This window comes from Actinomycetospora sp. ABD4_176 (assembly GCF_056311855.1).
In genome coordinates this window covers 3,642,081-3,660,161 of record NZ_CM149974.1, presented here as the reverse complement: position 1 = coordinate 3,660,161, position 18,081 = coordinate 3,642,081, and the positions used below count along the sequence as shown (strand labels likewise).

Here is an 18,081-nt window from a genome sequence, read left to right as displayed (position 1 = left end):
CGCCGCAACGGCAACCCCCGGTCTGACCGTCGTGCACCGTGCGATCCACGGTCGTGAAGGAGTGAGCACCACCATGGCAGGAGCCCCGATCACCAGCCCGCTGTCCGACGACGCCAAGCAGGTCGTCGGGACGGTCCTCCAGGACAGCCTGACCGACTACGTCGACCTGTCGCTGACCGCGAAGCAGTGGCACTGGAACGTGGTCGGCAGCAACTTCCGCGAGGCGCACCTGCACCTCGACGAGCTCGTCGACCTCGCCCGCACCTACACCGACGAGGTCGCGGAGCGCGCGGCGACGCTCGGCGTCTCGCCCGACGGGCGCGCCGAGACCGTCGCCAAGAGCAGCGGCCTGCCCACCACCGAGGAGGGGTGGCGCCAGGTCGAGGACGTCAACCGGGCAGTCGTGCAGACCCTCGAGACGCTCATCGGGCGCATGCGGGAGCGCATCGCCGCCACCGACGAGCCCGACCCGGTGACCCAGGACCTGCTCATCGCGCAGACCGCGAAGCTCGAGGAGGCCCACTGGATGTGGCAGGCCAAGACGGCCTGAGCCACCGCCAGGTACGGAGCGAAGGGCCCCGTCGGTCGAGAGAGTCGACCGACGGGGCCCTTCGCTCGTCTCACGCGGGGACGGGCAGGCCCAGGGCCGTGCGGGCGTAGGCGATCTCGGCGACGGTGTGCGCGAGCGTCTCGGCGACGACCAGCGAGCCGTGGCCGGCGTCGTAGCGCACCATCGCGTACTCGCGGCCCCGCTCGGCCAGCGCGTCCAGGTAGTTGTCGATCTGACGGATGGGGCAGCGCGGGTCGTTCTCGCCCGCGAGCACCAGCACCGGCGCGCGGACCTCGTCCACCCACGTCAGCGGCGAGGCCTCCCGGTAGCGCTCGGGCACCTCGTCCGGCGAACCGCCGAACAGGGAACGGTCGAACGCCCGCAGGGGCTCCATCTCGTCGGCGTACGCGGCGAGGTAGTCGGCGACGGGCACGCCGGCACAGCCCACGGCCCAGCGCCCGGGCTGGCGGCCCAGGCCCAGCAGCGTCAGGTAGCCGCCCCACGACCAGCCCTCGAGCACGGACGCCGCCGGGTCGGCGAGCCCCGTCGACACCGCCCAGTCGTGCACGGCGGCGATGTCCTCGAGCTCCGTGGTGCCCGGGCGCCCCTCGATCGCGTCGCGCCACGCCGAGCCGTAGCCCGACGAGCCGCGGTAGTTCACGTGCACCACCGCGAAGCCGGCGTCGACCCACACCGCGCGCACCGGCGACCAGCGGTCCTCGTCGGCCGCCTGGGGCCCGCCGTGGATCATGAAGACGGTCGGGACCGGGCCGGTGGTGCCCGCCGGCCGGGTCCACAGCGCGTGCACCGGCCCGCCCGGCCCGTCGACCCACGCGTCGTCGAGCGCCACCGACGGCGCCGGGCGCTCGCCGGGCGGGGCCAGCAGCTCGGTGTCGCTGCCGTCGGGGCGCAGCGCCCGCACCGACGACGGGTACGCCGCCGACGACCAGCCGTACTCGACGGTGCCGTCGGGGCGCACGTCGGCGCCGCCGACCGAGCCGGTCGCGGTGGGCAGGTCCGTGAGGACGCCGGTGGCGAGGTCGTAGCGGTGCAGGGTGGTGCGCCCGGCGCGGGTGTGCGCGACGAGCAGCGCCGAGGCGTCCGGGTAGAAGCCGGCGGAGAGGTCGCCGGGCAGGTCGACGGCGAGCTCGGTCTCGGTGTCGGTCGCGAGGTCCCAGACCAGCAGCTCGTCGCGGCCACGGCGCTCGTGGCCGACGAGCAGGCGCTGGTCGCCCTCGACCGGCGCGAACTCGATCGGGTCGAGGCCCTTCCCCTCGCCGTCGTGGCGCTCGCCGACGGCCTCGCCGTCGGACAGCCGGAGGACCCGGATCGCGGGGTGGCGTGAGTCCCCGTGCTCGGCGTGCGAGATCGCCAGCAGCGTCTCGTCGCGGGACAGCGCGCCGATGCCGGCGTCCTCGGTGTGGGTGTAGACGACGCGCGCGTCCCCGCCGTCCTCGCTGACCGCCAGCGTCGACCCGTCGTCGGTCGACCAGCCCACGGCCACCGTCCGCCGGCCGAGCTCGAGGCCGGCGGGGTAGCCCGGTGCCGCCCCGGCCACGGCGGGCGAGGACTCCCCGCCGGTGAACGGCTCGCGCACCCAGACGCCGAACTCGTCGCCGTCGGTGTCGTCGAACCACCAGATGCTCTCGCCGTCGGTGCTGGCCGCGCCGCCACGGGTGCCCTGGGGGCGGTCGGTGACGCGGCGGTGGGTGTCGGCGGCGCGGTCCCAGGCGTAGATCTCCCACGTGCCCGTCGCGTTCGACGAGTAGACGCTGCGGTCCGGTGCGTCGCGGGCCCAGTCGGGCACCGAGACGCGCGCCGCGGTGAACCGGCCACGCCAGCGGGCCTCGACCTCGGGGTCGGCGAAGAGGGCGTCCGGCACGTGCGGGACGGGGTCGGAGCGGCGGGTCGGCGACGTCATACCCCGGATCCTGCCCGGCGGTGTGCCATCCGCGCCGTCCGGACCGATGGGCAGGCAGGATCGTCTCGACGAGCACACACGGGGGGACACCAGGTGCGCGAGGAGCCGTCGGAACTCGCGGGCCCGATGCCGAGTCGGGCACGCATCTACGACCACTACCTGGGCGGGAGCGACCACCTGCAGGTCGACTGCGAGGTCGCCGACGAGGCCGACCACGCCTTCCCGGCGATGCGACAGCTGTGCGTCGACATCCGCCGGTTCTCGCAGGCGGTCGTGGGCCATCTCGCGCGGACGGGCATCGAGCAGTTCCTGGAGCTCGGGTCGGGCCTGCCGACGGTCGACCACGTGCACACCGTGGCCGCCCGGTACGCACCCGGCCGTCGCGTGGTCTACGTCGACGAGGACCCGGACGCGGTGGAGCGGTCGCTGCGGCTCCTGGACGGGGTGGAGGGCGTCGCCGCCGAGTGCGCCGACGCGTTCGACGTCCCCGCCGTCCTGGCCACCCGCGGGGTGCGGGAGCTGTTCGACCTCGAGCGGCCGGTGGCGGTGCTGGCCGTCGGGCTGCTGCACACCGCCCCCGACGACGTCGCGCGCTCCGTGGTCCACGGGTACCGGGACGCGGTCGCGGCGGGCAGCGTCATCGCCCTGACCCACCCGACGGACGTCGCGCGGCCGGACCTGACGGCGTGGCGCCGCTTCCCGCACACCGGCATCTCCCGGGCGCCGTTCATGCGGGGCCCCGAGGACATGGCGGCGTGGCTGCAGGGCACCGAGCTCGTCGGGTCGGGCTGGACCTCGGCGCCGGAGTGGACGCCCGAGGGCCCCGTGCCCGGCCCGGGGACGACGGGCAGCGGGCTGTGGGGTGTGGTCGCGCGCCGCTGACGTGTCCGGGGATGATCGGCCCGTGATCGGCACCTTCCGCCACGACGCCGAGGTCCACGAGATCCGTCTCGACCGCACCGAGCGGCGCAACGCCCTCGACACCGCGCACTGCCGCGACCTGCACGCCGCGGTCGACGCCGCGGTCGCCGACGGGGCCCGCGCGCTGGTGCTCAGCGGCGAGGGCACGGCGTTCTGCTCGGGCGCCGACCTCGACACCGTCGGGGACACCGACTTCCTCGCCGCCCTCTACGGCATGCTGCACCGGCTCGCGGAGGTCCCGGTGCCGGTCGTCGCCGCGGTGCACGGGCCCGCGATCGGCGCCGGGACCCAGCTCGCGCTGGCCGCCGACCTGCGCGTCTGCGCCGACGCCGCCGTGTTCGGCCTGCCGACCGCCGCGCTCGGGCTCGCCGTCGACCCGTGGACCGTGCGCCGGCTCGCGCTCGTCGCGGGCGGCGGCGCGGCCCGGCGGCTGCTGCTCGCCTGCGAGCGCCTGGACCACGACGCGGCGCGCGGAGCCGGGCTCGTCGACCGCGTCGGCGACCGGGACACCGCGCTGGCCTGGGCGACCGAGATCGCGGCGCTGGCGCCCCTCACGCTCGCCTACAACAAGCTCGCCGTGGCCCGCCTGCTCGAGGACGCGACCGTGCCCGACGAGGTCGCCGCCGCGTTCGACGCGTGCTGGGCGAGCGCGGACCTGGCCGAGGGCCGCCGGGCGCGCGAGGAGAAGCGCGCACCCGTGTTCCGGGGTCGCTAGCTACTCGCCCGGCCAGTGGGCGAGCGTGTGCAGGTACTGCTGGCGCACGCCCTCGATGCGCTCGTCGAGGTCCTCGCGCGTCCAGTCGGAGACGTCGACCGGCGGCAGCACCGCGACCTGGACGACGCCCGGGTGGATGATCATCGCGTTGCGGCTCATCAGCGCGCCGGTGTTGCGGAAGACGAGCGGGACGATCGGCACCCCGGCCTGCATCGCGAGGTGGAACGCGCCCTTCTTGAACGTGCCCGGCGTCGGGGTGGGCGAGCGGGTGCCCTCGGGGGCGATGACGATCGAGGTGCCCTCGCGCAGGCGCTCGACGGCCGGCTCCAGGGCCTTGCGGGCCTGGGCGTTGTCGGCGCGGTCGATGAACGCCGTCTCGAGCAGGCGCATGAGCCCGCCGAACAGCACGTCGTTGGCCAGCTCCTTCTTGGCCACCGGCGCGAAGTTGCCGCGCAGCAGCCCGCCAAGCACCAGGACGTCGAGCTGGCTCTGGTGGTTGAACAGGAAGACCGCCGGCTGGGACTCCCAGATGTGGCGCGCCCCGTGGACGTCGAGCGAGACCCCGGACGCCAGGAGCGACAGGTCGCCGCCGAGGCCGATGCCGAGGTTGAGCCCGGCGCGACGCGACCCGCCGAGCAGCCCGAGCCCCAGGCCGGTGGCGAAGCCGCCCATCATCCCGGCGAACGTGGCCGCGGTGCGGGCGACCTCGACGGGCGTCGTCCAGGGCCGCCCGGCGAAGTCGACGGCCGGCCAGGCGCGCTCGGCCGCGGCGCGCCGCAGGCCTGCGCTCGGGTTGACCGCGGCCGGGTGGGCGACCGTCGCGAGGAAGGGCACGTCCTCGCCGCCGTTGGAGTAGGCGAAGCTCGCGTCGAGGTCGACGTCGTGCGCGGCGGCGAACTCCTTGACCGCGGCGGCCTTGCCCTCGCCGTACGGGGAGCGGCCGTCGGGGCGCCCGGTGAGCGTGCCGTCCTCGCCGACCTCGACCGCGGTGTAGATCGTGTGGTCGACGCCGAGCGCCTTCGCCGCCGGCTCGACCTGGAAGCGCGTCGCCGAGCTGGCGAGCACGACGGTGTGGCCCTTCTCCAGGTGCGCCCGGATCAGCCGCCACGACTCGGGGTAGACGCTCGGGCCGATCTCGTCGCGGAAGAGCTGGTTGCCGATCTTCTCGAGCTCCTCGGGCGTGCGCCCCGCCCAGGTACGCAGGGTGATGCCGAGGAACTTGCGGAAGTCCTCCTCGCCGTGCAGCCCCTGCCAGCCGCTCGCGAGCGTCTCGAGCGTCGTGCGGGGGTGCAGGTCGAGGTGCCTGACGTGGTGGCGCATGAAGGCGGTGACCGAGTAGCCGGCGATCACCGTGCCGTCGAAGTCGAAGAACGCGCCCACCTCGGGCCCGTCGGGCGCGGCGTCGACCGCGTCCATCAGATCCTGGAAGCGGTGGTCAGGGTCGGACACCCGCGGACTCCTGTCGGTTCGTCGCGTCGGTCTCGTCGATGGCCACGACCCGTTCCACCACCCCGCGGACCTCGGCGGCGAACGCGCGACGCCGGGTCGCGAGGTCGGGCCCGCCGTCGCGCGGCGAGGACGGGGCGAGCAGGCCACGGTTGGCGGCCAGCCGGATCGCCGACGCGAAGAGCTCCCGCGACAGCGACTCGGGCCCGTGCAGCTTGCCCTGCAACAGCAGCTGCTGCCCGACGGCGGCGCAGCGGTCGAGCAGCGCGTCCTGGTCGACGGGGGTGTCCGGGTCGTGCTCGGCGAGCCGCTCGGCCACCACCCACTGCGCGTCGACGAACGAGCGCAGCACGCGGTGCGCGCACAGGAACCGGCTCTGGCGCAGCATCTTGCGGGTGCGGGCGATGTCGCCGTCGTCGGAGCGCCAGTCGGGGTCGATGAGCGTGAGCTCGTCGGCCAGCTCGCGGCGGAAGGTCTCCTTGTCGGGGAAGAAGAACTCGTACTTCAGCAGGTCACGCAGGTCGAGCGCGGCCTGGAAGCCCTTCGCCAGCGCCTCGCGCCCCGTGAGGTCGCCGACCTCGAGGATCGCGAGCTCGACGATCGCCCGGTTGACGAAGTGGTGGATCGCCGAGTTGCGGTAGAACGCCGCGACGATGTGGTGCCCGCTCTCCACCGAGAACACCGGCTCGGAGCCCTCGGTGTAGGCGCTGACGACCTTCTCGCGCCGCAGCGAGAGCAGGGCCTCGGCGACGCCGCCGTTGGTGCGCAGCGACGCGATGCCGGTGTGGGGCAGGCCGCGGGCGTCGACGTAGTCGAGCACCGGCTCCACCACGCGGCGGACCTGCGAGAGCGTCAGCGCGCGGTCCCGCACCCCGAGCAGCGCCAGCGCGGCGAGGGCGATCGGCGTGACCGGCGTGACCCGGTTGATGCGCACGAACACCTCGAACGCCGTCTTCTGCAGCGCCAGCCGGCGGGCCGCGGTGTCCTCCGAGTCCTCCGCGTCGTCCTCCGCGTCCCCGGTGCCGTCGCCCCCGGCGGCGTCGTCGCGCCGGGCGTCGAGCGCGGGGTCGTTGGCCGCGGTCAGCGCGGACCTCAGCGACAGCGGCTCGCCGAAGCTCACGTGCACCCCGCCGACGGGCCGGCGCTGCGCGCGGGCGTAGCCGGCGAGCCACCGCAGGCCCTCGGGCGTCTTGTCGGCGCCGGTCTGCTCGGCCGCCATCTGGTGCACTTCCTGCAGCTGGTCGTGGATGATCGACACCGGGACGAGGTAGACGTCCTCGGTGCGACGCGTCTCCACGGCGCTGGCCACGTCGGAGAGCAGCCCGTACTTCGGGGGGCGCAGCTTGCCGGTGCGGGTGCGCCCGCCCTCCATGTACCACTCGAGGTTGAAGCGCTTCGCGCACAGCCACGAGAAGTACTCGCGCACGGCCGCCTTGTAGACCGGGTCGCCGCCGAAGCTGCGGCGGATGAAGATGATCCCGCTGCGGCGGGCGAGCTGCTCGAGCCCGAGGATCCGCAGGTTGTCGCCGCCGAGGACGTGGTTGCGCGGGAAGTCGTTGCTGCGCAGCACGTCGGCCAGCACGAACGGGTCGGTGTACGAGCGGTGCGAGGGCAGGAACACGAGCGCGTGCTCGGCGTTCAGCTCGCGCAGCGGCTCGAGCCCCGCGGTGTCGGCGTGCACCGTCCACGCCTTCTGGTGCATGGGCCGCAGGACGCCGGAGAAGAGGTCCACGGCCGCGGGGTCGAGCGAGGCGACGATGCTCTCGAGGTCGGCCGCCGCCTCCCCGGCCACCTCGTCCTCCGGGCGTCCCGTCGACGCCGCCAGCCGGCGGATCTCCTGGCTGAAGTGCGCCGACCCGACGATCTGCCCGGCGACCTCGCGCGGCACCTTGAAGCGGTTGCCCGTGAGCGCGCGCTCGGCGCGGTCGAGCGCGAGCGTCGCCTGGCGGGCCACGAAGCGCACGAAGTCCGCGGTGTCGGTGGCGGGGCGCTCGCGGTGGTGGCGGCGCATGAGCTCGCGGACGGTGGCCGGGCGGCCGACGACGACGCGGTGCTGGGGCGGTGTCCGGCGCGCGGCGCGGGCGCGGGCGCGCAGTGCCCAGCCGCGGGTGAGGACGTCGACGAGCCGCAGCACGGTGCGGTCGGGCTCCGGGTCGTTCGCCCAGACGACGCGCACGGGCACGAGCAGCGGGTTGTCGCCGCGGGTCAGGCGGCCCGCGAGCTGCTGGCCCTCCGCCGGCAGCACCTCGACGCCGCGCCCGCCGGCGACGTCGTGGCGGATCGCGGCGAGCCACCGGTCGACCAGGCGGCGCTCGGTGCTCGACGGGGCGTCGACGAGGACGACCAGCGGCCGGTCACCCGAGTCCGGGAGCCTCGCCAGATCGTCCTGCGTGCTCAACGCCCACCCCTCGCGACGCCGTGCCGCGGTGGGGCCGCGGCTCCGTGGTCCCCCGGACCCTACCCGGTGGACGGGTCGGGGGACCCCCGGTGAGCGTCCGGTGAGCGCCGCCTCGCGTCCGGCCACGGATGCCCGGGTACGCATCCGACGAGTCGTTGATGTCGGAACCATCAGGAGGTACCAGCGTGTCGACCATGCGCGCCGTCCAGGTCCCACGAGCCGGTGGCGACCTCGAGCTGGTCGAGCGGGAGCTCCCCACCCCGGGCCGCGGCGAGGTCCGCGTCCGGGTGCAGGCCTGCGGGGTCTGCCACAGCGACATGTTCGCCAAGGAGGGCGTCATGCCGGCGACGCCGTTCCCGATCGTGCCGGGGCACGAGATCGTCGGGACGGTCGACGAGGTCGGCCCCGACGTCCTCGGCGCCTGGAGCACCGGGGACCGCGTCGGCGTCGGCTGGTTCGGCGGCGCCTGCCACCACTGCGACCCGTGCCGTCGCGGCGACTCCATCACCTGCGAGAACGGGCGCATCCCCGGCGTCACCTTCGACGGCGGCTACGCCGACGCGGTCGTCGTGCCCGCGGACGCGCTGGCGCACGTGCCCGCCGAGCTCTCGCCCGAGGAGGCGGCGCCGCTGATGTGCGCGGGTGTCACGACCTACCACGCGCTGCGGTCGAGCCCCGCCCGTCCGGGCGACCGAGTCGCGGTGCAGGGCGTCGGCGGGCTCGGGCACCTCGGCATCCAGTTCGCGGCGCGGATGGGCTTCGAGGTCGTCGCGGTGTCGCGTGGGCGGGAGAAGGAGGACCTCGCCCGCAAGCTCGGCGCCCACCACTACGTCGACAGCGAGGCCGCCGATCCCGGCCAGGCGCTCGCCGAGATGGGCGGGGTCACGGTCGCGCTCGCCACGGCGACCAGCGGCGAGGCGATCTCGGCGCTGATCCCGGGCCTCGACCGGCGCGGGCAGCTGCTCGTCGTCGGCGCCGCCGAGAGCCCGCTGCAGGTCGACGCGATGAGCCTCATCGGCCCCGCCGCGGGCATCACCGGCCACCCGTCGGGCACCTCGATGGACTCCGAGGACACGCTGCGCTTCGCGCGGCTCACCGACGTCCGGCCGATGGTCGAGACCCTGCCGCTGGAGCGCGCCGCCGAGGCCTACGACCGGATGATGGCGAACGACGCGCGGTTCCGGATGGTGCTGACCACCGGGCAGTAGCTCAGGAAGCAGCTGCTCAGGACGGGGCGGCGAAGCCCTGGGCGATCCGCGTGAACGCCCAGGGCTCCTGCTCGATGCCGCTGCAGTCGTCGGCCTCGTCCTCGGTCCCGGGACACGAGCCGTTGTCCCGGGCGAGCGACCAGAACCCGACGCCGCCGTAGCCGCTGCCACGGGCGTCCTCGACGACCGCCCGGGCGTCGCCGGGCGTGGTCGTCATGTCCATGTCGTTGCGGCCGATCATGAAGGTGACGCCGACGCGGCGGCGGACGTCGGTGGGCTCGCTGCCGGGCCAGATCGCCTCGAGCTGGCCCACCGCGGTGCGCGTCGCGCCGATCATGGCGTCGGCCCAGCCGCCGTCGTACGAGAAGTTCATGACCATGAGGTTCACGCGTGCGGCCACGCCGGCCGTGGTGGCCTCGACGACGAGCTCGCGGGCGTCCGCGGACAGGCCCTCGGCGACGCCGTCGATTTGCACGGTCAGCGTGACCCGCGTGCCGCGCTCGTGCTGGAGCAGCGCGAGCGCCTCGGCGATCCGGCGCGCCGACACCTCGCGTCCGGTGTCGGTCTCGACGTCGACGTCGAGGTGGTCGGCGCCGACCCCGTCGAGCGCGGCCCCGTAGGCGTCCGCGAGCGAGCGGGCGTCGGGGCAGGCCGTCTCGAGGTAGTCGCCGAGCGCGCCGCCCGACGACACGGTCATGCGTCCGCCGTGTGCCCTCAGACCCGCCACGCGGGCCGCGACCGCGGGGTCGGTGAGGGGCGTGGTGCCGCCCCAGGTCGGCGCGCACGCGTCCTCGGCGCCGGCCAGGACGAAGGCGAGCACCACGTCGGCGTGGCCGGTGGCGTCGGCCATGTCGGTCATCGCCGGCAGGGGCGGGGTCGTCAGGTCGACGTAGGGCGCGAACGCTACGTCGGGCAACGGCCCGGCGGGGGCCGTGACGCCCGGGCGGACGGGCGCGTCCGGGGCGCGCGTCCCCGCGACGTCGGCAAGCGCCGACTCGTGGACGGGCGTCTCGCCGGTGACCACGGGCGCGGTGACGAGCACCGCCACCAGCGCGGCGAGCAGGACGGCGCCCAGCGACGGTCGTGCCGCGCGGCGCCGCCGGCGGCTCAGGTGTCCGCGGCGTCGTCGTCGGCGCCGCCGTCGGTCGAGGTCTGCGGGCCCGGGGGCTCGTCCTGCGGCGCCTGCTGGGCCGGCGGGGCGGCCCGCTGGGGGCGCGGGGCCGGGGCCACCGGCTCGGCGGGCTCGACGACCTGGCGCGGGACCGCGCGCGGCGCGCGGGCGGTGGTCGAGCGCGGCGTGCTGCGGGTGGTGGCCCGCGCGGACCGCTTCGTCGTGGTGGTCGGCGCGACCTCGGCGACGTTGCGCGCGTCGACCGTGGGCGGGACCGCGACGGGCGGCGGCGGCGCGGCCGTCGGGGTGGGCAGCAGGGTCGGCGCGGCGGTCGGGCCGACCGGGCCCGCCACCGCGCCCACCGCGACCACGCCCACGTAGGACGCGCAGACCGCCGTCGCCACGATCGCCACGGTGCGGAAGCGCCGCGCCCGTCGGCCCGTGCCGTCGGCGAAGACGGGGGTGGCGGCGGCCTCCGGGGCGAGCGCGGCAGCGGGTGCGCCGGCACGTGACGACTCGCGCAGCAGCGTGGTCGACGCGCGGGCGGCGATCTCGGCGGGGTCCGAGCGCCGGGCGGCCGGGCGGCGGGCGGGCGTCTCCGGGGACGCGCCGGCGCCGGCCGGGGTGACGCTCGTGGCGCCGGCCGGGGTGACGCTCGTGGCGACGACGCCGGTCGGGGCGGCGCTCCTCGCCGGCGGGCGCCCCGGCGTCACCGACGTCGCGGTGGTCGCGGGTCGGACGGGCGGGGCGGGAGGGACCGGGGCGGGTCGCGGCGTGTCACGGGGCACCGGGCCCGCGTGACGGGTGGTCGCGGGCGCGGGACCCTGCGGCGGCACGGGGCCGGCGGGCCGGACCGGGGCGAGGTTCGGGAACGAGGGGTGCTCGGCGCCGCGCGGGACAGGCCGGGGCGCGGGCGGCGCGGGCGGCGCGGGCGGCTCCGACGCGGAGCGGGGGGTGGGCACGATCGGCGGGGTGTCGGCGTGCCGGGACCGGGCGGGCGGGGGCGGCGTCGCGGACAGGATGTCGGCGAGCCGCGGCGTCCGGCGCTCGTCCTCGGGGCGCGGGCCGGGGCCGGGCACCACGCGCAGGTGGGGCGAGGACCCCCGGGTCGCGCCGTCGGGCCCGACCGGCGTCGGGCGCGCGTGCCGTCCGCCGGGCAGCGGAGCAGCGGGTGCGTCCGCCTCGTCGCCCGGACCGCCGTCGCGGTGCCTTGGTGTCGCCGGCGTCACCGGTGCGGCGTGCCGGCCGGCGGGCTGTCCCGGTGCCCGTCCGTGTCGCATGGTGTCCCCGATCCGTGTGAGAGCCCCCCGACAGGGTGATCCGTGGAAGGCATCGTCGGTCGACATCGTGTCGTTACCGGACGGAGACCGCTACGTGTGCGGCGCGAACGAGGGAGCAACGTCGATGCTCCGAAAAGACAACAGCCCCCACCCGCTCGGCGGATGAGGGCTGTCGGTCTGCGTGTCGGGGTGGCGGGATTCGAACCCACGGCCTCCTCGTCCCGAACGAGGCGCGCTACCAAGCTGCGCCACACCCCGGAGGCGATCGCGCAGGGACGACTCTACCCGTCCGCCCCCGAGCGGGCCGACGGGGGCCGCCCCTCCCGGTCGTGGACCGCGGTGCGCGCCGCACCGCTCCCGCCGGGCCGGGGCACGAGCTCGAGCAGCGTCGCCTCGGGCCGGCACGAGAAGCGGGCCGGCGCGTACGGCGAGGTGCCCAGACCGGCCGAGACGTGCAGCCGCATGTGCGCCCCCCACCGCGACGCCCCGCGGGCCCGCGAGCGGTCGATGCCGCAGTTGGTGACGATCGCGCCGTAGCCGGGCAGGCGCAGCTGGCCGCCGTGGGTGTGACCGGCGAGCACGAGGTCGTACCCGTCGGCGGCGAACGCGTCGAGCACCCGCGGCTCGGGGGAGTGGGTGAGCCCGAGGCGCAGGTCACAGGGCTCGTCGACGGGACCGGCGATGCGGTCGTGGTCGTCGCGCCCGATGTGGGGGTCGTCCACGCCGGCGACGGCGACGCGCACCCCGGCCACGGTCAGCGTGTGCCGGGTGTGGGTCGCGTCGAGCCACCCGCGCTCGAGCATCGCGGCCCGCAGGTCACGCCACGGCAGCTCCGGGCCGAGGATCCGGTGCTGCGGGCGGAACAGGTAGTCGGCCGGGTTCTTCGGCTTCGGCCCGTGGTAGTCGTTGCTGCCCCACACGACGACGCCGGGCCGGTCGAGCAGGGTGCCCAGCGCGCGCAGCACCTCCGGCACGGCGCGCGGGTGCGACAGGTTGTCGCCGGTGTCGACCACCAGGTCCGGCTCCAGCGCCGCCAGGCCCTCGACGAACCGCCGTTCGAGGCGCTGCCCCGGCCGCAGGTGCAGGTCGGAGAGGTGGAGCACGCGCAGGGTGCGGCCGGCCGCGGTCTCGGGGTCGAGGACCTCGAGCCGGGCCCGGCGCAGCGCGAACCACTGCCGCTCGACGCCCACGGCGTAGCCGAGGCCGAGGGCGCCGGCCGCGGTCAGGCCGGCACCGGCGCGCAGGAGCGTCCCGCCGAGGCCGCTCATCCGCCGGCCCCCGGTGCGGCGCCGGCCAGCGGCGGCGGGCCGCTCGGCGGCGACGGCGCCGCCGGCACCCGGCCGTCGGAGACCTGCAGCGTCACTACCTGGTCGGGCAGCACCGAGCCCCGCGGGTTCTGGCCGACGACGGTGCCCGCGGGCGCGCGGTTGCCGACGGGCACCTGCGACACCTGGAACCCGGCGTCCTGCAGCTCCTCGGTGGCCTCGTCGGCCCGGTCGCCGATGACCTCGGGGACCTGCTCGTTCGACCCGCCCTGCAGGTAGCGCGGGGTCGTCGGCGGCAGCGGCGCGACCGGCAGCGGCGCGAAGATCGGGTTCATCGCCTTGAACCAGGTCCGGGCCGGCGTCGTGCCGCCGAAGAGGTTCCCGTCGCCGCACGGGAACGGCGGGTTCTCGCCTCCGCCGTCGCACAGGGTCCGGGGCGACGACGAGTCGTCGAAGGTGATGACCGCACCCGAGTACTGCGGGTTGAAGCCGAGGAAGGCGGCGGACCGGTTGTTCTGGGTCGTGCCGGTCTTGCCGGACAGGGGCCGGTTCCAGCCGTTGGCCGCGGCGGCGGCCGCCGCAGTGCCGCCGGGCTGGTCGTCCTTGCTCAGCCCGGTCATCAGCGTGTCGGCCAGCGCCGGGTCGACGACCTGCTCGCACGGCTGCTCGGCGACGGGCACCGGCGCGCCGGACGCCTCGGTGATCGACTCGATGGGGCTCGGCGGGCACCACATGCCGCTCGAGGCCAGCGTGGCCCCGACGTTCGCGAGCTCCAGGGGGCTGGTCGGCGTGACGCCGAGGGTGAACGAACCCTGGTTCTGCTCGCGGGCGGTGTCGGCGATGGACTGGCCGCTCGCCCCGGGGTCGGCGAGCGAGCGCAGGCCGAGCTTGACCGCCATGTCGACCACCGGGGGCACGCCGGTGGTCTCCATGAGCTTGACGAAGCCGGTGTTCGGCGACTGCGCCAGCGCGTCGGTCATGGAGAGGAACGGGGCGAGCCCCTCCTCCGCGTTGCGCACGGGGAACGGGCGGCCGGAGCCGTCCCGGTAGATCGGCGACGCGTAGCCGTCGGGCGGGATCGGCATCCGGTAGTTGATGCCGAGGCCCTCCTCGAGGGCCGCGGCCGCCGTGAAGATCTTGTAGGTCGAGCCGGCGCCCAGGTTCACCGGCTCCCACGGCAGCCCGTAGCTCGTCTGCAGCGCGTCACCGTCCACGCCGAAGACGCGGCTCGCGCCCATGGCGACGACGCGGTGCCGGTCGCGGCCGGGCTGCACGGTGGCCATGACGTCGGCGACGTTGCGCTGCTGGGCGGGCACCTCGTCGTTGAGCGCCTGCTGCATCGCGTTCATGGCGTTGCGGTCGAGCGTGGTGCGGATGGTGTAGCTGCCGCGGTTGAGCTGCTCGGACGAGATGCCGGACTCGCCGAGGTAGTCGACGACGTACTTGCAGAAGAACGCGGCGTTGCCGGCGCCGATGCAGCCGTTCGAGGGCGTGGCCAGCGGCTCGACGATCCCCAGCGGCGCCGCGACGGCCTCCTGCGCCTGCTGCTGGGTGATCATGCCCTGGCCCAGCATCTGGTTGATGACCTCGTTGCGCCGGCCGGTGGCGGCCTGCGGGTGGCGGGTCGGGTCGAACTGGGTGGTCGACTGCACCATGCCGGCGAGCATCGCGGCCTGCGGGATCGTCAGGCGGTCGGGCGTGGTGTTGAAGTACGTGCGCGCGGCGGCCGCGACGCCGTAGGAGTTGTTGCCCAGGAAGACGATGTTGAGGTAGCGCTCGAGCACCTCGTCCTTGGCCTCGCGCTTGCTGCGCCCGGCGGCGAGCTCGCGCTCGAGCTGCAGCGCCACGCGGACCTCGCGCAGCTTGCGGGCGTAGGTCGGCTCGGTGGCCTCCAGCCGCTCCGACTCGGTCTGCGCCGTGACATAGAGCTGGTAGTTCTTGATGTACTGCTGGGTCAGCGTCGAGGCGCCCTGCTGGGTGGAGCCGGCGGTCTGGTTGGTCACGAGCGCGCGCAGCGTGCCGGTCCAGTCGACCCCGTCGTGCTCGTAGAACCGGCGGTCCTCGATGGCGACGATCGCGCCGCGCATCGCCGGCGACATCTGCTGCAGCGAGACCGGCGTGCGGTTCTGCTCGTACAGGTAGGCGATCGGGGCGCCCTGGTTGTCCTGGACGGTCGTGACGCCGGGCAGCTGGCCCGCCGCGAGGTCCGACGACGTCGCGTTCACGGTGTCGCTGGCGTCGTTCGAGAGCAGGCCGACCCCGCCCACGAACGGGAACGCCATCCCCGCCACGATCACCCCGGCGACCAGGCAGATCGCCAGGAGCTTGGTGATCGGCCGCACCTTCGCCCCGATGTCCCGTCCGCCCCGCGCCACGGCGACGAGGGTACGCGGCCGGAGGTGAGCGGCCCGTCGGCGCGTGCCGGGTCGACCACGGATCGTCAGAGATCCTTCCGATCCCGTTGTGGGTGGAACCGTCCGCTCCTACGCTGCGTCAGACCCCAATGACGGGCAGGACGCGCCCGGGGACCGATCCGGCGCGCGCACGAGGACCCACCTGCGGGGAGGTGTGTCCTCGGACGAGGGGCCCGCACGGGGAACAGAGGGTGGGGACACGACGTGACAGGTGAGTCGATGCCGGCGAGCGCGGCGACCTCGATCGACTGGCGGCACTCCGCACGCTGCCGTGACGAGGATCCCGAGACGCTCTTCGTCCAGGGCGCCCAGCAGCGCGACGCCCGCGAGGTGTGCACGGCCTGCCCGGTGCGCACGGAGTGCCTGGCCCACGCCCTCGACAACCGCATCCGCTTCGGCGTGTGGGGCGGCATGACCGAGCGCGAGCGGCGCGCGCTGCTCAAGCGCCGCCCGGACGTCATCTCCTGGGCCGCGCTGCTCGAGTCGGCGCGGCGCGCGGCGGCGGCGAGCCCGCCCGCGAACCCGCAGGCGCCCGCCCGCCCGCGGCGCCCCGCGCGCCCGGCCGCGGTGGAGGCGCCGCGCACGGCCGAGGGCGGCGACGAGCGGCACGTGGGCTGACGGAGCCCGACGGAGCCCGACGGACCCCGGCGGGTCCGTCGGGGTCGGCGGCTCAGGAGGCCAGGCGGCGGCCGATCTCGCGCAGGCCCTCGAGGTCGTGCACGTCGGTGGCCATGGCGGGCACGTCGACGATCGGCACCGTCGGGTGTGCGCGGGTGAAGCGGCCGAGCACGCGGCGCTCCCGCTCGGCGGTCTCGACGCGGTCCGCGTGCAGGCGCAGCACCGCGGCGGCCAGCTCGTGGTCGCTCTCGGGGCCGCGCGAGGCCTCGAGGGTCTCGGCGCCCTCGCGCGCCCGCGCCCCGGAGAGGGTCGCGTGCACGGGGTGGGTGCGGTTGAGCACCAGGCCCGCCAGCGGCATCTTCTCCGCCGAGAGCCGCTCGACGAAGTAGCTCGCCTCGCGCAGCGCGTCGGGCTCGGGCGCCGCGACCACGACGAACGCGGTGCCCGGGGCGCGGAGCAGCTGGTAGGTGGTGTTCGCGCGCTCCTGGAAGCCGCCGAAGAGCGTGTCGAAGGCCTGCACGAACGCCGAGGCGTCGGCGAGCATCTGCCCGCCGAGGATCGTCGACACGGCCTTGGCGAACAGGTTGAACGTCGAGCCCACGAGCTTGCGGAAGGCGTTCCCGCCGGCGCGGGCGGGCGCCGAGAGCAACCGGATCATGCGCCCGTCGAGGAACGACGACAGCCGCTGCGGGGCGTCGAGGAAGTCCAGCGCCGAGCGCGAGGGCGGGGTGTCGACGACCACGAGGTCCCAGGCGCCGGTGGCCGTCAGCTGGCCCAGCTTCTCCATGGCCATGTACTCCTGCGTCCCGGAGAACGAGGTGGAGATGGTCTGGTAGAAGGGGTTGTCGAAGATCACCTGCGCGCGGTCGGGCGTGGTGTGGCCCGCGACCATCTCGTCGAAGGTCCGGCGCATGTCCAGCATCATCGCCTGGAGCTCGCCGTCCCCCGAGCCCGGCGGCAGCGCGCCCGGCACGGTGCGCGGCTCGTTGTCGAGCTCCTCGAGCCCCAGCGACTGGGCGAGGCGCCGCGCAGGATCGATGGTCAGCACCACGACACGCCGGCCCTGCTCGGCGGCGCGCAGCGCGAGCGAGGCGGCCGTGGTGGTCTTGCCGACCCCGCCCGAGCCGCAGCACACGAGCACCCGCGTGGAGCGGTCGGTGAGCAGCTCGTCGAGGTCGAGGTGGCGGGGACGTCCCGGACGCTGGTCGGCCATCACCGCACCCCCTGCTCGCGCAGCAGCTCGGCGAGCTCGTAGATCCCGCCCAGGTCCACGCCCTCGGTGAGCTCGGGCAGCTCCAGCTGCGGGAGCCCCGCGTCGTCGAGCCGCGAGCGCACCGCGGCCTCGACCTGCACCCGCTCGGCGTGCTCGATGGTCTCCGACACCAGCCCGTCCACCTCGTCGTCCTTGAGGAACAGTCCCGCGGCCTCGAGCCCGGAGCGCAGCCCGGCGCCGAGCCCCGCGCCGGTGGCCGCCCCCGTGAGCGCCGTGGCCGGCAGGCGCGAGGGGCGCACGCGGTTGATGAGGACGCCGCCCATCGGCAGCCCGGCCTCGCGGATCTCGTCGACAGTGTCGAGGGTCTCCTGCACGGGCAGGTCCTCGAGCTGGGTGACGAGGTGCACCGCCGTCTGCGACGAGTGCAGCAGCTCGACGACGCCCTCGCTCTGCGAGTGGATCGGGCCGGTGCGCGCCAGCGAGCCCATCGCCTTGGTGACGTCGAGGAACTTCACGACGCGCCCGGTGGGCGGCGCGTCGAGCACGACGGCGTCGTAGAGCGGCACGCGGCGGCCGCCACGGCGGTCCTCGCCGACGGTGCGCCCGACGCACTCCTTGACCTTGCCGGTGAGCAGGACGTCGCGCAGCCCCGGCGCGAGGGTGGTCGCGAACTCGATCGCGCCCATCCGCCGCAGGGTCCGGCCGGCGAGGCCGAGGTTGTAGAACATCTCGAGGTACTCGAGCAGGGAGGCCTCGGCGTCCACGGACAGCCCGCGCACCTCGCCGCCGTCGGGCGCGACGGCGATCCGCTGCTCGGCGTAGGGCAGGGGCGGGGTGTCGAAGACCTGGGCGATGCCCTGCCGGCCCTCGACCTCCACGAGCAGGGTCCGTCGCCCGCCCGCGGCGAGAGCCAGGGCCAGGGCCGCGGCCAGCGTCGTCTTGCCCGTGCCGCCCTTGCCGCTCACCACGTGCAGCCGGGCCTCGGCGAGGGCGGCGGGCCAGCGCTGATCGGTCACGGCGT

14 protein-coding genes and 1 tRNA gene are annotated in these 18,081 nt (G+C 75.4%); 5 read left to right on the top strand and 10 right to left on the bottom strand.

Features of this window, described 5'->3' with window-relative positions; translation table 11 throughout:
• The first annotated feature begins 73 nt into the window (after positions 1–73).
• Positions 74–550, top strand: a complete 477-nt coding sequence (locus tag ACYX4T_RS17785) for a Dps family protein (RefSeq protein WP_476010620.1) — start codon at positions 74–76, stop codon at positions 548–550.
• Between the two features lie 70 nt (positions 551–620).
• Here the strand turns inward: ACYX4T_RS17785 and ACYX4T_RS17780 are convergent, their stop codons facing one another.
• On the bottom strand, positions 621–2,471 hold the full coding sequence (locus ACYX4T_RS17780) for a S9 family peptidase (protein ID WP_476010619.1): 1,851 nt from the start codon (positions 2,469–2,471) through the stop codon (positions 621–623).
• On the opposite strand from ACYX4T_RS17780, the gene ACYX4T_RS17775 reads away from it, so the two are divergent.
• Both ACYX4T_RS17775 and ACYX4T_RS17770 read left to right on the top strand, forming a co-directional pair.
• Entirely contained in the window at positions 2,433–3,353 is a 921-nt protein-coding gene (locus ACYX4T_RS17775; RefSeq protein WP_476010618.1) for an SAM-dependent methyltransferase, read from the top strand. The genes ACYX4T_RS17780 and ACYX4T_RS17775 overlap by 39 nt on opposite strands.
• Before the next feature lie 22 nt (positions 3,354–3,375).
• Positions 3,376–4,107 (top strand): enoyl-CoA hydratase, encoded by a 732-nt coding sequence (locus ACYX4T_RS17770; protein WP_476010617.1) that lies wholly within the window; start codon positions 3,376–3,378, stop codon positions 4,105–4,107.
• On the opposite strand, the gene ACYX4T_RS17765 is transcribed toward ACYX4T_RS17770, so the two are convergent.
• Together ACYX4T_RS17765 and ACYX4T_RS17760 are read right to left on the bottom strand one after the other, a co-directional pair.
• Positions 4,108–5,556, bottom strand: a complete 1,449-nt coding sequence (locus ACYX4T_RS17765; RefSeq protein WP_476010616.1) for an HAD-IB family hydrolase — start codon at positions 5,554–5,556, stop codon at positions 4,108–4,110.
• Complete coding sequence (locus ACYX4T_RS17760; RefSeq protein ID WP_476010615.1) at positions 5,543–7,951, bottom strand: glycerol-3-phosphate 1-O-acyltransferase; 2,409 nt, start codon at positions 7,949–7,951, stop codon at positions 5,543–5,545. The genes ACYX4T_RS17765 and ACYX4T_RS17760 overlap by 14 nt, the downstream gene beginning before the upstream one ends.
• A gap of 194 nt (positions 7,952–8,145) precedes the next feature.
• Between ACYX4T_RS17760 and ACYX4T_RS17755 the strand changes: the two genes are divergently transcribed.
• A complete protein-coding gene (locus ACYX4T_RS17755) occupies positions 8,146–9,159 on the top strand; it encodes an alcohol dehydrogenase (RefSeq protein WP_476015302.1) in 1,014 nt (337 codons plus the stop codon).
• A gap of 16 nt (positions 9,160–9,175) precedes the next feature.
• On the opposite strand, the gene ACYX4T_RS17750 is transcribed toward ACYX4T_RS17755, so the two are convergent.
• From ACYX4T_RS17750 to ACYX4T_RS17730, 5 genes are all read right to left on the bottom strand, one after another.
• Positions 9,176–10,201 (bottom strand): glycoside hydrolase family 18 protein, encoded by a 1,026-nt coding sequence (locus tag ACYX4T_RS17750; protein WP_476010614.1) that lies wholly within the window; start codon positions 10,199–10,201, stop codon positions 9,176–9,178.
• A 65-nt stretch (positions 10,202–10,266) separates the two neighbouring features.
• Positions 10,267–11,550 carry a hypothetical protein gene (locus tag ACYX4T_RS17745; RefSeq protein WP_476010613.1) on the bottom strand — a complete coding sequence of 428 codons (1,284 nt, stop codon included), beginning with the start codon at positions 11,548–11,550 and terminating at the stop codon, positions 10,267–10,269.
• 184 nt (positions 11,551–11,734) lie between these two features.
• Positions 11,735–11,808: transfer RNA gene (locus tag ACYX4T_RS17740), tRNA-Pro, on the bottom strand.
• A 23-nt stretch (positions 11,809–11,831) separates the two neighbouring features.
• Positions 11,832–12,818, bottom strand: a complete 987-nt coding sequence (locus ACYX4T_RS17735) for a metallophosphoesterase (protein ID WP_476010612.1) — start codon at positions 12,816–12,818, stop codon at positions 11,832–11,834.
• A complete protein-coding gene (locus ACYX4T_RS17730; protein ID WP_476010611.1) occupies positions 12,815–15,190 on the bottom strand; it encodes a penicillin-binding protein in 2,376 nt (791 codons plus the stop codon). The genes ACYX4T_RS17735 and ACYX4T_RS17730 overlap by 4 nt, the downstream gene beginning before the upstream one ends.
• A gap of 258 nt (positions 15,191–15,448) precedes the next feature.
• Between ACYX4T_RS17730 and ACYX4T_RS17725 the strand changes: the two genes are divergently transcribed.
• Entirely contained in the window at positions 15,449–15,847 is a 399-nt protein-coding gene (locus ACYX4T_RS17725; protein ID WP_476015301.1) for a WhiB family transcriptional regulator, read from the top strand.
• 52 nt (positions 15,848–15,899) lie between these two features.
• Here ACYX4T_RS17725 and bagB read toward each other — a convergent pair whose 3' ends face one another.
• Positions 15,900–17,060 carry an ATPase BagB gene (gene bagB, locus ACYX4T_RS17720; RefSeq protein WP_476010610.1) on the bottom strand — a complete coding sequence of 387 codons (1,161 nt, stop codon included), beginning with the start codon at positions 17,058–17,060 and terminating at the stop codon, positions 15,900–15,902.
• Positions 17,060–18,076, bottom strand: coding sequence for an ATPase BagA (bagA, locus tag ACYX4T_RS17715; RefSeq protein WP_476010609.1), 1,017 nt, complete (start codon positions 18,074–18,076; stop codon positions 17,060–17,062). Before bagA ends, bagB begins: the two co-directional genes overlap by 1 nt.
• Positions 18,077–18,081: the final 5 nt, after the last annotated feature.

Bases quoted from the DNA above. Each gene is read 5' to 3' on its own strand.
- ACYX4T_RS17755 (WP_476015302.1), top strand. From the start codon at position 8,146: ATGCGCGCCGTCCAGGTCCCACGAGCCGGTGGCGACCTCGAGCTGGTC.
- ACYX4T_RS17725 (WP_476015301.1), top strand. From the start codon at position 15,449: ATGCCGGCGAGCGCGGCGACCTCGATCGACTGGCGGCACTCCGCACGC.
- ACYX4T_RS17745 (WP_476010613.1), bottom strand. From the start codon at position 11,550: ATGCGACACGGACGGGCACCGGGACAGCCCGCCGGCCGGCACGCCGCA.
- ACYX4T_RS17780 (WP_476010619.1), bottom strand. From the start codon at position 2,471: ATGACGTCGCCGACCCGCCGCTCCGACCCCGTCCCGCACGTGCCGGAC.
- ACYX4T_RS17735 (WP_476010612.1), bottom strand. From the start codon at position 12,818: ATGAGCGGCCTCGGCGGGACGCTCCTGCGCGCCGGTGCCGGCCTGACC.
- ACYX4T_RS17785 (WP_476010620.1), top strand. From the start codon at position 74: ATGGCAGGAGCCCCGATCACCAGCCCGCTGTCCGACGACGCCAAGCAG.
- bagB (WP_476010610.1), bottom strand. From the start codon at position 17,060: ATGGCCGACCAGCGTCCGGGACGTCCCCGCCACCTCGACCTCGACGAG.